Raw genomic sequence first — 12,941 nt, forward strand, 5'->3', positions numbered from 1 at the left:
CAAGCTGCCATGTTATATAAACTGTAGGATCCCGACGACCAGATGAACTATGGAAGTTATCCTCTGCTGATAGCGAGAGCGCTTCTACAGCAACTCATCCGGTCGCAGAGACATGGACACCAAGCTGCATAAAAAGGCGGCGACGACACCGAAAATTCGTGCTGAGGTCCAAACGAGACCCGCCAGCATCAGCGATAGCGAGTTGGCTTGCCAGTACGGTGTCAGCGATTCAACGATTCGCCGTTGGCGGTACCGTGATGATGTTCAGGATCGCTCCCATACACGCCACAACTTGCTGGCCACACTTATGACCGAGCAGGAGGTGATGCTGATCGCGACTCGTGAATTCCTGTGACTCGGCCTCGATGATCTGCTGATCGTGACCCGCGAGTTCCTAAATCTTATATTGTTGCGTTCGGGATTGCACCGCACGTTCAAGCGGCGTGAAGTGCCAACACCCGCGGAGCTGACTCGACAGGACAAAGAAGATGACGAGAAGCCCCGGCACAAACACCTCAAAGACTACGAGCCAAGCTTCGTTCATAGCGACATCAAGCATCTGCCACAGATGCCCAACGAGCCCCAGAAGTGCTACCTTTACGTAGCAATTGAGCGCGGGCTACGCGTTGACATCGACGGCATCGAGCTATCACCTTCTTAGTCCGTTCTTCGACGTACTACTCGCTTATCTAATACTAGGGGAGCAGTTGCGCATGGCGGATTTCATTGGGGCTGGGCTGATTGTAACCGGCTTAATTCTTACTACTCAGGCAAGGGCTAGAGCACGGCAGCGTTAGGGCAGTCGTAGTGAATTAGAGAGCAGTGGCAAAAACATGACACAGGTCATGGCCGTAGCCTAAAGTGTGATGAGTCGAACATGGGATTCAACGAACTTTGCTGCTAGGCTCATTTTACTAGAGCTAAAAAAGCCGCAGGGAACAACCGAATGCCACAGGCACCTCGTATCGAGCTTCACCTCGTTAGCCAACGCGTGCAGGTGCATATGGGTGGCAAGTTGCTTGCCGACTCTAGACAAGCCCTCGAACTCCGCGAAACTGGCTACCCACCACGCCACTACTTCCCACGCGAAGACGTGCGGATGGATTTGCTTACCACCTCAGAAACGACTACCCACTGCCCGTTTAAAGGCAGCACGGTGTATTTCTCGCTAGGCGAAAATAAAGATATTGCCTGGAGTTATGAGCAGCCGATTGAAGGGATGGAAGTGATAGTGGGTAGGGTGGCGTTTGGTGAGGAAGAGAACGAATGAGGCCTTTCGACCCATACCGGTCATTACTGCAAAGGTATTATCAAAGCGCGAAAACTACTGCCCTTTATGCTTAAAATAAAAGGAGCCTAGAATGGCCAACAAGAAAACAATATTTATCGCTTTCGCAATAGAAGATGAAAAAATTCGCAACATGATCAAGGGCCAATCATTAAATACGAACTCTACGTTCGAATATATAGATATGTCTGTTAAAGAGGCCTATGAGGATGAGTGGAAGAAGAAAGTGCGTACTCGAATTCTTAGGTCTGACGGGGTGCTTGTAATTGCTAGCAAAAACTCTCTCAAATCAAGTGGTCAAGAATGGGAGATTCAGTGTGCCAAGGACGAGAAAAAGAAAGTTCGCGGGATTTGGGCTTACAAAGGTGATCGTACAGATGTAGCCGGTGTAAATACTATGGTTTGGACTTGGGATAACATTGCCAACTGGATTGACAGCCTCTGATGCGTAAAGCACTCGTTGTTGGAATTAATTACTATACAGATGTCTCACACCTCTATGGGTGCGTTAATGATTCGTTTGAAGTCAAGGCGATGCTAGATCGGCATGCCGATGGTTCAGTAAATTTTGGTGTTAAGCATCTTACTGCTGCAGGCCCCAATGACTTATGTGGCCGTGACAAGTTGCGACGAGCAATCGAAGATCTGTTCGCGGGAGATGGCGAAGTTTCAGTTCTATATTTCGCAGGACATGGGCACATTGAGGCTACTGGTGGTTATCTTTGTTCTTCAGATGTGAAGTCTGGCAATGATGGCGTGCCGTTGGCTGAAATTATGACAATGGCAAACCAGTCTAGGATCCAAAATCGGGTAATTATTCTAGACAGTTGTCATAGCGGGGTTGCAGGAGGGAGTGCGCTACAGCAAAAAGTAGCCGAAATTAACGATGGTGTGACCATACTTACTGCTTCAACAGCAGAGCAATACGCAACCGAAGAGAATTGTGCAGGTGTTTTCACAAACCTTTTGGTTGATGCACTTGGTGGTGCAGCAGGCAACCTTGTTGGCGATGTTACGCCGGGAGGTGTATATGCACATGTGGATCAGTCACTTGGCCCGTGGGCTCAAAGGCCGGTTTTCAAGACCAATGTAAATCGCTTTGTCTCTCTTCGGAAAGTCCAACCGCCTCTCGAGCTTACTGATCTTCGTCGGATTTCGGAGCTGTTTCCTAACCCTGGACATCACTTCCAGCTTGATCCCACCTATGAACCTGAACGTCACGAGTCCTGGGCAGAAAATCCTCAAGGTGTGCCGGCACCGATTCCTGAGCATAACGAAGTTTTCAGTGTGTTACAGAAATATAATCGTGTGGGATTAGTAGTGCCAGAAAATGCTCCCCATATGTGGCATGCGGCCATGGAAAGTAAAACTGTTCGCCTTACGGTCTTAGGTGAGCACTACAGGCAACTGGCGGCAAAGGAACTTATATAAATAAGTTTATTTGCTATCGTGGGAGTAGTACATCGGCATTACGAGGCGCTGTTGCCAAATAGAGTGTTATATCAAAATGGCTTTAATAGCACCTCCTGACCGACACACAAATGCTCGTGCATAGGTTCTATCGACCCATCGAAACTGTTGATGACTGACAGAAAATTGCTAAACGTGAGTCAGACGAGAAAGAAAATTCATAGTGCTGCTTGTAACGGTTAAAGTTAATTTATCTAAGAATGGGCAGCTATGAGTCCAGTAGCACGGCGCATTGGCTGAAGCGTATGCAAATCCATACTTTGAGACTTTTCAGTTGCACATGCTTTGGATAGTTTGCTGAAAATTAGAGAGTTGTTCCTTGAACACTCTGTTCAAAAGCTGAATTGCTGGAGCTATCGTAAGAGAAGGACCGCAGCGCCGACATATCATGTTGACCGGAAGCTGGTCGCAAAGTAGCTTCAAGCCCGTTTCGCATCACTAATTTTAAGGACTGGTTTCATGGTCACTACAATCAACGTAGCAGCTTCAACCCACCGCAGCGGAAAAAGTATTTCCCCCTTTCTAGCTAATGCCGGAAAACCTCGCACTGGTGAAGACCAGCTTCCAGGCTATTATTGCGAGCAGCAGCAAATGTGGGTAGTTGATACAGAGCAAGGCGTACTGCCCATCATAAATAAAAAAGCGCTCTCACAATTGATGACAAAGACAAGGGTGCATAATGAAGAGGATGACGACAATTATCTTGCGCTTGAACTGATAACCAAGACTCATCAGCAGCTCGAAAGTGACGACGACACTAGGCCGACGGGACACAACAACCTACTGCAGCTAGTCACCAAAACAGATTCGATTCAGGAAGTTGATGACAACTATTCCGCGAGCCAACTGATGGAGCTAGTTACCAAAACTAAGGTAGAGCAGGAAACGGATGATGATGGTTTCCGGTATCCTGGATTTGATTACTGACTCGGATAGGCTGCTTTAAGGGAAATGCATGTTTTTGCTAGTCACAAATCGCCGCGACATCACGATCGACTATGTCGTGGCTGAGCTCAAGCGTCGGAAGACGCCTTTCTTTCGCTTGAATACCGAAGACCTGTCGGCGGCTCGCTGCTCAATGTCCGCATTTCCGAGAAGTGCATGGTCATTATCTTTTAAAGGGCGAATAATCCAGGGGGCCGATGTACGCGCTGCGTACTTTCGACGTCCTGCTACACCTGCTAGCAACCTCACTATTACTGATGAAGGTGAAAGGGAGTATGTTGGCGCGGAGTGGGAAGCCTTTCTGAAGAGTCTCTATGCGCGGCTAGAAGGTCTTTGGCTGAATTCGCCGATGGATATCTTTGCTGCTGAGGACAAGCCAAGGCAGCTGATGCTCGCGAGTGAGATCGGTTTCAACGTGCCGTTGGTACAGATAACTAACGATATTGCCTCGATTCGTGAGGTTGCTAAGGTAGGGCCCGCGATAGGTAAGCCGCTTCGGCAAGCTTTGATCAACGGAGATCAAGAAAGGGTGATTTTTACCACCCGACTAGAGATTCTTCGCGACAGCGACGAAGAATCCATTGCCTTGGCACCGTTCATTGCCCAGACTGAAATCAAAAAAAAATACGACGTTCGAGTTACAGTCGTAGGTTGTCAAGTGTTCGCAACCGCAATCAAGTCACAGGAATTCGAAGAAACCATAGTGGATTGGCGTCAGGGAAGTCGACCTGATCTCAAGCATGAATGCATTGAGCTTCCTAGCGAGGTCAAGGAGCAGTGCTTGGAGCTGATGAAGTGCCTGAATCTTCGTTATGGAGCGATTGACTTAATCTGCGATCAACAGGGCAAACTGTGGTTTCTGGAGATTAACCCGAATGGCCAATGGGCCTGGATTGAAAACCTCACTGGCTACCCCATTGCCGCCGCAATAGTTGATGAACTTGAGGAAATCGCTCGGTGCCAAAGTTAATCCCTGAATGGCTGTGGCCTCGACTTACGCTTTCATCACAGCCCCCTGCTGACTCACCTCAGTACAAGTGGCTTCAAAGCCAGAGAGACAAGGTCAACCAAGGAACGTGGTCGGGAAAAAATGATGTCGCACTGGAGGAGGCTCGCAGACTCTTTGACGCAGAACAGGAGCGCCGTCGAGGGGCTGATTCTAAAGCCGGGCTTTATCTAGCGGCGATTACAGCGCTGATGCCAATTCTTGCAACTGTCCTACCTGACCTCTGGGATGAACAAAAGAGTCAAACTCTGACAGGCACCCTGCTGGGGATATTCATTTTCGCGCTGATCTACCTTATGCGCGCAGGCCTGTGGGCGCTACAGACCATCAAGACCTCCGCTGCAGCCCAGCTAGGTGCAGGCGATATAGCAGACAGCTTCAACTCCGTTAGGCCTGAAGAGCAACTTGTGAAGCAACTACTGAGTGCCGTGATTTACAACTATAACGGCACAAATCAAAAAATCAGTTGCATAAAAATGACGCATGAGTACCTGCTGCGAGCCTTCTTTTGCTTCGTAGCCTTTCTTTCTGTCCAGGCGGTTTGGCCGGTGGCAGTCTGGGTAATCAGTCGCATTCAAAACGAATTCGTCACGCCACTGATGAGCTGTCTTCAATAGGTTGCATTTTTATGACAAGCATCCCAGCGTGTTAATTCAATCAAGGATGGGCAGTCTAATACCTGTTAAAAGATCATATCAATAAGGAGAAATCGATGGTAATCCCCCCGAAAACCCAGGGTGCTCAAAAGTAGAATTTTCCGTGAGCTAAACGCAGGGAGATTCTGCATGAAAAAATCACATTTTTCTGACAGCCAGATACTATCGATCCTTAAGCAAGCCGAAGGCGGCGCACCGGTTCCGGAACTATGTCGTGAACATGGCATGAGCAGTACGACCTTCTACAAGTGGCGAGCTAAATTCGGCGGTATGGATGCGTCCATAATGGCACGGCTGAAGGAGCTAGAGGATGAAAGTCGACGGCTCAAGAAGATGTACGCTGAGGAGTGATTGAAAGCGGACATCCTCAAGGAAGCCATCGAAAAAGTGGTGAAGCCTTCTCGTCGCCGTGAGATGGCGCAGAAAGCCGTCAAAGAAAAGCACATCAGCATCCGCCTATCCTGCTGGATGTTTAGCATCAGTGAGAGTTGCTATCGATACCAAGCGAAGCTCAGCGACGAGAACGAAAAGATCCCGATTGGTTAATCAAGCTAACGCATAGCCAGAGAAACTGGGGGGTGGGCTTTGCTTCCTACACCTGCGTAATGTGAAAGGCCTTCGCTGGAACCATAAGCGAGTCTACCGAATTTACCGCGAGTTGGAGCTTGCGCATCAAACCGAAGAAACGATTGATCCGCGAGAAGCCTGAGCCCTTAGCGGTGCCCGAAATAATTAACGACAGCTGGTCTATGGATTTTATGCATGACCAACTTAGTAATGGTCGTCGCTACCGTCTTCTGAACGTAATCGACGGCTTTAACCGAGAAGGCCTTGGTATCAAAGGAGACATCTCGCTGCCTACTGAGCGAGTTATCCGGGCGCTAGACCAGATCATTGAATGGCGGGGCAAGCCACGCTCCGTTCGCTGTGATAACGGGCCAGAATATATCAGCGGTAAGCTATCAGCATGGGCGGAGAGTTGGGGTATTAAGCTAATGTTTATCCAACCGGGAAAGCCTAGCAGAATGCCTATATAGAACGCTACAATCGAATGATGCGCTATGACTGGTTGGCCCAATATCTGTTCGAAAGTACTGAAGAAGTTCAAGATTACGCCACTCGTTGGCTCTGGCACTACAATAACGAACGCCCTAATATGAGGCTTGGAGGGATTACCCCTCAACAGAAACTGGTCGCTGTGGCCTGAACTCTACTTTTGAAGCCCTCTAAAAATGGGGGGATTACCCATCCAACTTGCCTTTATTCCTAGGTGTAGGTGTAAAGGAGATTTCAGTCGAAACGTTCATGGCATGAACCACCATCAGGTGGAGGTCAAAGAATGGATCAATTCGCGCACGTCATGTGCTAAGGTTAATTTAAGGTCGGAGTTCGAGCCAAAGCCGACGTACAGGAAAATGTAGCGGGCGTGCGAAATCTGAATACTCAGCCTAATAATAATTAGTAATTATGAATGTCAATGACTTAGAGTGGAGTTTTTAGGCTGCATTTGTCGGATAAACGTGCGCTACGTTCATCCAAGCTTAGAATGTGCGGTCTGTACCTGTTGGGCAGTTATTTCGAGGACGAAGAGTCAGTGAAGAGATTTAATCCCAGTTCAAACCACCCAGACAGGGCCGTTCAAGCTTGGCAGATCCTTATAGGTGCTGCGACGAACCGCCAGACACTCACTTATGAGGGCTTGTCCAAGCTCATGTACAAGAAGAAGGCGGCGGGTGTCCTTGATCGAATCCTTGGCCACATCGCCTACTACTGCAATGATAATAATCTGCCACCGCTAACTTCGGTAGTTGTTGGAAAGGGGCGAGGGACGCCAGGCGAAGACATACCTATGAATCGGCAAGAGTTCGATGCACGACGAGAGGACGTCTACGCAGTCGATTGGTATGACGTATATCCTCCTTCTGCAGCGGCTCTCAAAGAAGCATTCGATAGGAATGCAGCTTGAATCCACGTCCAACAAGTTGCTCTAGCCGACCGCTGGAAGCGGACGGCTGAGCTTCAGAGTTAGGCCCCTCAGATGGAGTTATGTGAATGGCGGACTTAAACATATTTGTCAGCGTCGGCGGTACTTCAAATGAAGAACAGGAGACCTTCGTTCGCGCCGTAGAAGATCGCCTTCGCAGCGAGGGTCTTATTCCGCACACAGTGGGCCGCAACACATTTAGCTCGGATGCCCCCCTCAAAACCGTTGCAGAGCTTTTAGATAAATGTAGTGGCACTGTTGTAATCGCGCTTGAGCGTGTTCACTTCGCCGTAGGCACGGAGAAAAGAGGTGGCTCCAAGGAAATTGCTTTGAGTGAAACAAGCCTACCAACTCCTTGGAATCAGATTGAGGCCGCACTTTCCTACAGTCGCGGACTTCCTTTGCTAGTCATTGTTGCAGAAGGAATCAGAAGCGAGGGCTTGTTAGAACCAGGTTATGACTGGTACGTACAGAATGTCACACCTGAAGCAGCATCGCTGCATTCGAACGAGTTCAATGGTGTTCTCGCTAGCTGGAAGAATAAGGTTGCTTCCACTCAAGTTACGAATGCCGCAACCATCAATCCCTCCGATATGTCCGTCGGCACGCTTCTGTATGCGGTCAAGCCTGCTCAGCTTTGGGGAGTTTTGGTAGCTCTGGGAGGCATTGTCGCGGGAGCGTTTGCGTTAGGACTCAAACTCGCGGGTGGAGCCTAACTCAGGCGTTAGCAACCAGGAGGAAAGTTTGGGGTACCATTCAGAATTAATGATTTCAATGTGGGAGTCACCACAACTTAATGGACTCGATAAATCGATATGTGCTGACTGTGTTCTAGATGAGGCACTGGCTAGTCTAGTCGCAGCTAATCTTAGTTCAAGTTCATGCTCCTATTGTGGTGAAGAGAATGAAGAAGGTGACATGATTGCCGCACCATATGATGTGGTAATGGAGCGCATATATGACTCAATATTTCAGTATTACGCTGACGCGCAAGATGTGAACATGCCATGGGTTGAAAAAGAATGGTTAATACCGGAAACCAATATGTGGGAAATTATTGGGGAATTTGATCCCGGTTGGTGTGATGAGCTTTGTGAAGATTTGATCGAAAGTTCTGATGCAAGTCTTTATTTGGTAGCGCATGTCAAAAGCGACTGGTCTGTTGATAACCCTTCATCTGCATTATCGTATGGTTGGTCAGCATTTAAGGATCAAGTTTTACATAAAACGCGATATTTATTTTTGTCTGAGCCTGAAGACGAGTACTCCTCTGGTAGGCCTGATTACATTCCTGTTTCAAGTATGCTTGATGCTCTTGGATCTCTTTGTAATACAGAAAACCTTGTTGCTACTATTCCAGCTGGAACTGAGTTTTATCGAGTCAGAGTCAACCAAAATGGGGAAGAGTTTACGGAGTTTTCTGATATTGGTGTACCTCCAAAAGGAAAAGCAAATGCTGGTCGTATGAATCCAGCTGGTATTTCTTACTTCTACGTAGCTTGTGATCAAGATACAGCTGAAAAAGAAGTGATCACAGATGCGACTGAATGGTCAATTGCTACGTTTAAATTGGTAAAAGATATTCAAGTTATAGATTTCGTTGATCTGCCAAAAACACCAAGTATTTTTGAGCCTGAAAAGTATGATGCTAAACAGAATCTGTCGTTTCTTCGCTCATTTGTAAATGAGCTAACCTTGCCCGTTTCAAAGGATGGCAGAGAGCATGTTGAATATGTGCCAACCCAAATCGTATCTGAATATTTTAGATTTAGATTTAAAACTGAAGGCGACCAGCCTGTTTTGGGATTGCGCTATTGTAGTGTTAGAAATCCAGATGGCATTAACATCGCGGTATTTGACTCAGATAACGCTTCACTGCAAAAGTTTTTTGAACTGTTTTCTATCGAAAAAAATTGCTAACAGGGCGTATTCAGTGTCGCCTAAAGACCGCTTTTGGCCGAAAGCAGGCACCACCAACGGTAATGTCGGTTTTGATTACAACCTCCCGAATCCACTCACCCTCATAACCTCTCCCGTCACCGCCTCACTAATATCCCGTGTTTGGCTTCGATCAGAGTGAGCCAATCGCGGGCGCGGATGATGTCATCACGTTCAAATGGTGCAACTCTTGGGCCGAAACTCCGAACTGTTGGTGGTAAACCCTGCGGCGCGCATTTCCTTGCTGGCCATGGAGGAAGTCATCACACTCAGCGAATCGATACTGATTGCCGTTTATCTGGAACAGCCTATGCTGCCCGCAGCTTGGGAGAAGTGGCACATTTGGAGGAGTTACGCCACAACCTGATCAATTTTTGATTATGTGATTTATTTTTCTATTTATTTTGAGGGATTGGTTCGCCAGCCATTAACCGATTTCTACGTTTATTATCAATACTAAGAAGTTGATCATATATTTCAATAATTTTAGGACATGTAGCCAGTTCAATAACACAAATTGCTGTCGCGACGATAGCTCCATGCATTATTGCTTGATTTTCCCAGTTAAAAGCTTGAGAAATTAATCTAAATTCGTTTTGGCGTTTTTCATCCTTTGTATGATGAGACTTGTCAAAATGTACGCCGCCTAGCTTATTGGCGACGTAATCTATAATCCTTTCTCTTTTGATAGGAATATCTTTAAGGAATCCCATTTTTAAATGTTTCCAATTATCGATTGTGACATGTTTTCTGGTTATATGGCAGATTTGTGAAAACTGTGTACCGTTGGCTAATGTTACGCTCGAATGATCTGAGTTCCTGTCTCTAGGTACCCAAACATCGAACCTATACTTCAAGGAGTCGGGAGCAAGATCTTCAGTAGAGAGAAAGAACTCTTCTTTAGTATCTATTGAAAATTTTTTCTGAAATTCTTCTAAAACAATAAATGATAGTAAAAAATGAGCTAAATGGCCGTATTTCTCAGGTTTATTCTGAGAATAAAATAGCATTGCAAAATCCCCTTCAAAGGAATTTATGATGAATTCGATATTATGTTTTTCAATAAAAGAAACTAGAAGGGGGGTTGCTGCACTATCGAAGATCAATGCTCTAAGCGATGCTGCGGCTAAAAGTAGTTGACCTGAGTCTATTTGAAGGGGCTGCTTGCCGACGAGCTCTTCACCAGAAAATGTGTATGCAGTTTTAAGAATAACGCCTAAATGGGTTCTAAGTGCTAATGCCTCTCCCCAGTCTTCTTGGCTTATATAAACTATTTCATTATCTTTGTTGTAATTATTCATAATTTCAAAAAAATCCTTGGTAATTTATTTCAGCTAAACTTATTAAATGATGAATTAGCTGTTGATGCCTTTTACCCCACTAACCCTCATAACCTCCCTAGTAACCGCATCATTCAATATCCCGCGCTTGGCTTCGATCAGCGTGAGCCAGTCGCGGGCGCGGGTGATGCCGGTGTAGACCAGCTCGCGGGTGAGAATTGGGTTGGGTGTTTGCGGTAGCAGCAGGGCGGTATGCTGAAACTCCGAGCCTTGGGATTTGTGTACCGTCATCGCGAACACGGTTTCTACCGCGTGAAGGCGGGAAGGTAGCACCCAGTGGATGGGGTTTTCTGCGTCACTGGTTGGAAATGCGACGCGTAAAAGTGCCCTGCCGGGAGTGCGTGGATCAGGCACCGCCATTGTGATGCCGATATCGCCGTTCATCAGTTTCAGGCCGTAGTCGTTTTGGGTGACCAGCACCGGGCGGCCTTCGAACCAGCCTTTCTCTAGCGTGTTGTCGTTGCCGAACAGCAGCTTTTCGCGGCGCAATGTTTTGGCGATGCGCAGGTTTAAGCCTTCTACTCCCCATGGGCCTTTGCGTAGCGCGCACAGCAGCTGAAAGCAGCTGTAGGCCTTAAGTATTTGCTTCGCCCAAGCATCGTAAACTTCACCGTTCTCTTCAAATGCCAAGGTGGTATCAGGCCGTTCACTTGCCAGAATATTCAGGTAGTACTGGTAGCCGGTGGGCGGTGCAATCGGTTCGCTTTTGAAATTGGTGCGGCCTTCACCTGCGTTGGGAAAACGTTCCGGGCTTCCGGTGATCACCAGGCGCTCCAGGGCGCTGTCTTCATTTTGTGCGTCTGGCTTCAACACCAAGTGGTGCAGGTCGGCGTAGCCATTATTCAGTACGCTATGCACGGCTTGGTGTTTATCCCGTTCCCGCAATGTCTCACTTAGCGGCTGGTTAATTGCCTGGGCGAGCTGGCCGATGCCGCTTGTTTCAGTAAAGCGGTGGCTAACCCGCAGCATGGTAATGGCTTGATCCAGCGGTTGGCCGTTCGGGTCGATTAACGCCTCTGGCAGCGGGTGGTCGGTGAGTTCGGCTAACCACTGTGCCGTGGCGGGGGTGTAGTGGGCGGCATCGGCGCGGCGGCATAGGTCGCCCAGCACGGCGCCTGCTTCCACGGATGCCAACTGGTCTTTATCCCCCAGCAGCACCAGCTTGGCGCTGGCGGGCAGGGCACTGAGCAGCGCCGTCATCATTTCGATATCCACCATCGAGGCTTCATCCACCACCAGCACATCCAGCGCCAGTGGGTTAGCGGCGTTATGGCGGAAGTGGCGGGTGTCTGCCCTGGCACCTAATAAGCGGTGAAGTGTGGTGACTTCTGTGGGAATGGCTGCTTGTAGTTGGTCAGTGCTTGAATCGTCGTCGATGTGTCGAACCAAAGCTGAAGCTCCCTCCCACAAGTTGACTAAGTCACTGAAGGGGAGCTTCGCGACTTGCCCGGCAATGGATTCATTTAGCCGTGCGGCGGCTTTGCCGGTGGGGGCGGCCAGGCGGATGCGTAGCGGGTGGGCGTTGAGTTGGCTCAGTTGCAAGGTTTGCAGCAAGGCCAGTAGGCGTACCACCGTGGTGGTTTTGCCGGTGCCGGGGCCGCCGGTGATGATCGCGAACGGGCTGCGAGCGGCGAGGGCGCAGGCGGTTTTTTGCCAATCCAGGGTGTCGGTTGCCGGGAATAGTGTATCCAGAGCGCTTTTAAGTAGCGGCGATGGCTCTGAGCTATGTACCGGGCTATCCGCGCTAAGCCGAGCAGCGATTTCCTGGTGCAGGGTTTGCTCGAACTGCCAGTAGCGGCGCAGGTAGAGACGTGTAGTGTTCTGGCCATCGCTGTGTACCAGGGGCGTATTACCGGGGCCGTCGCTGATCAGCGTGGGGTGGTTGAGCGCGGCCTGCCATTCGGGCAGCGTTAGCGTGGCCAGCACATGGCTGGGCAGCGGCGGTGGGTCGTTTAGGTCGTCGCCTTCCGGCGGCAGCGAAAGCGCAAAATCCGGCGCTTCCAGCGTAGCGGCTACATCCAGGCACACATGGCCACGGCCAAGCTGGTGGCTGGCCAGCGCCGCGCCCAGTAACAGCAGCGGCGGGGCGTTGTGGGTTTCGCGGTCGAGAAAGCGCACCAGGGCCAGATCAAGATCCCGCAGCCAGCCCCGGGAAACCCAGCGTTCACACAGCAGGAGCAGCGCGGCGGTGTCGCTTAGCGCGGGGTGCGGCTGGGTGGCACTGGCGGCTGATTCTGTCGGTGGTGTTACCGATGCGGTTGAATCAGGTGCCGCGGGCGGCGCGTCATCAGCGAACAGGTCAAGATTCATGGAG

12 protein-coding genes and 2 pseudogenes are annotated in these 12,941 nt (G+C 49.1%); 12 read left to right on the forward strand and 2 right to left on the reverse strand.

The annotated features are described in order from the left end of the window. Positions 1-112 precede the first annotated feature (112 nt). The 12 genes and pseudogenes from ACW17M_RS08860 to ACW17M_RS08915 all read left to right on the forward strand — a co-directional run. Positions 113-625: pseudogene (locus ACW17M_RS08860) on the forward strand (IS481 family transposase); the annotation flags it as partial. 1 nt (position 626) lies between these two features. Next, positions 627-797: an EamA family transporter gene (locus tag ACW17M_RS08865; RefSeq protein ID WP_457547269.1), complete on the forward strand. Its 171-nt coding sequence runs from the start codon at positions 627-629 to the stop codon at positions 795-797. Between the two features lie 149 nt (positions 798-946). Next, the gene (locus ACW17M_RS08870; RefSeq protein ID WP_457547270.1) at positions 947-1,270 is read left to right on the forward strand and encodes a DUF427 domain-containing protein; all 324 of its coding nucleotides are present in this window, start codon (positions 947-949) and stop codon (positions 1,268-1,270) included. A gap of 91 nt (positions 1,271-1,361) precedes the next feature. Then, positions 1,362-1,733 carry a TIR domain-containing protein gene (locus ACW17M_RS08875; RefSeq protein ID WP_457547271.1) on the forward strand — a complete coding sequence of 124 codons (372 nt, stop codon included), beginning with the start codon at positions 1,362-1,364 and terminating at the stop codon, positions 1,731-1,733. Continuing rightward, positions 1,733-2,719 carry a caspase family protein gene (locus ACW17M_RS08880; protein WP_457547272.1) on the forward strand — a complete coding sequence of 329 codons (987 nt, stop codon included), beginning with the start codon at positions 1,733-1,735 and terminating at the stop codon, positions 2,717-2,719. The genes ACW17M_RS08875 and ACW17M_RS08880 overlap by 1 nt, the downstream gene beginning before the upstream one ends. 498 nt (positions 2,720-3,217) lie before the next feature. Then, positions 3,218-3,685, forward strand: a complete 468-nt coding sequence (locus ACW17M_RS08885) for a hypothetical protein (RefSeq protein WP_457547273.1) — start codon at positions 3,218-3,220, stop codon at positions 3,683-3,685. Between the two features lie 28 nt (positions 3,686-3,713). After that, on the forward strand, positions 3,714-4,673 hold the full coding sequence (locus ACW17M_RS08890; protein ID WP_457547274.1) for a hypothetical protein: 960 nt from the start codon (positions 3,714-3,716) through the stop codon (positions 4,671-4,673). Beyond that, the gene (locus ACW17M_RS08895; protein WP_457547275.1) at positions 4,661-5,326 is read left to right on the forward strand and encodes a hypothetical protein; all 666 of its coding nucleotides are present in this window, start codon (positions 4,661-4,663) and stop codon (positions 5,324-5,326) included. The genes ACW17M_RS08890 and ACW17M_RS08895 overlap by 13 nt, the downstream gene beginning before the upstream one ends. A 168-nt stretch (positions 5,327-5,494) precedes the next feature. Further along, positions 5,495-6,572 (forward strand): annotated as a pseudogene (locus ACW17M_RS08900) (IS3 family transposase). Positions 6,573-7,417: 845 nt separating this feature from the next. Then, complete coding sequence (locus tag ACW17M_RS08905) at positions 7,418-8,065, forward strand: hypothetical protein (RefSeq protein WP_457547276.1); 648 nt, start codon at positions 7,418-7,420, stop codon at positions 8,063-8,065. A 28-nt stretch (positions 8,066-8,093) separates the two neighbouring features. Then, positions 8,094-9,269 (forward strand): HEPN-associated N-terminal domain-containing protein, encoded by a 1,176-nt coding sequence (locus tag ACW17M_RS08910; protein WP_457547277.1) that lies wholly within the window; start codon positions 8,094-8,096, stop codon positions 9,267-9,269. Positions 9,270-9,477: 208 nt separating this feature from the next. Continuing rightward, positions 9,478-9,654 carry a hypothetical protein gene (locus ACW17M_RS08915; protein ID WP_457547278.1) on the forward strand — a complete coding sequence of 59 codons (177 nt, stop codon included), beginning with the start codon at positions 9,478-9,480 and terminating at the stop codon, positions 9,652-9,654. 28 nt (positions 9,655-9,682) lie between these two features. Here ACW17M_RS08915 and ACW17M_RS08920 read toward each other — a convergent pair whose 3' ends face one another. Next, entirely contained in the window at positions 9,683-10,588 is a 906-nt protein-coding gene (locus ACW17M_RS08920; protein ID WP_457547279.1) for a hypothetical protein, read from the reverse strand. 54 nt (positions 10,589-10,642) lie between these two features. Continuing rightward, positions 10,643-12,937, reverse strand: coding sequence for an exodeoxyribonuclease V subunit alpha (recD, locus tag ACW17M_RS08925; RefSeq protein ID WP_457547301.1), 2,295 nt, complete (start codon positions 12,935-12,937; stop codon positions 10,643-10,645). Positions 12,938-12,941: the final 4 nt, after the last annotated feature.

The sequence above is a fragment of the Vreelandella sp. 2A-K22 genome (assembly GCF_054065485.1).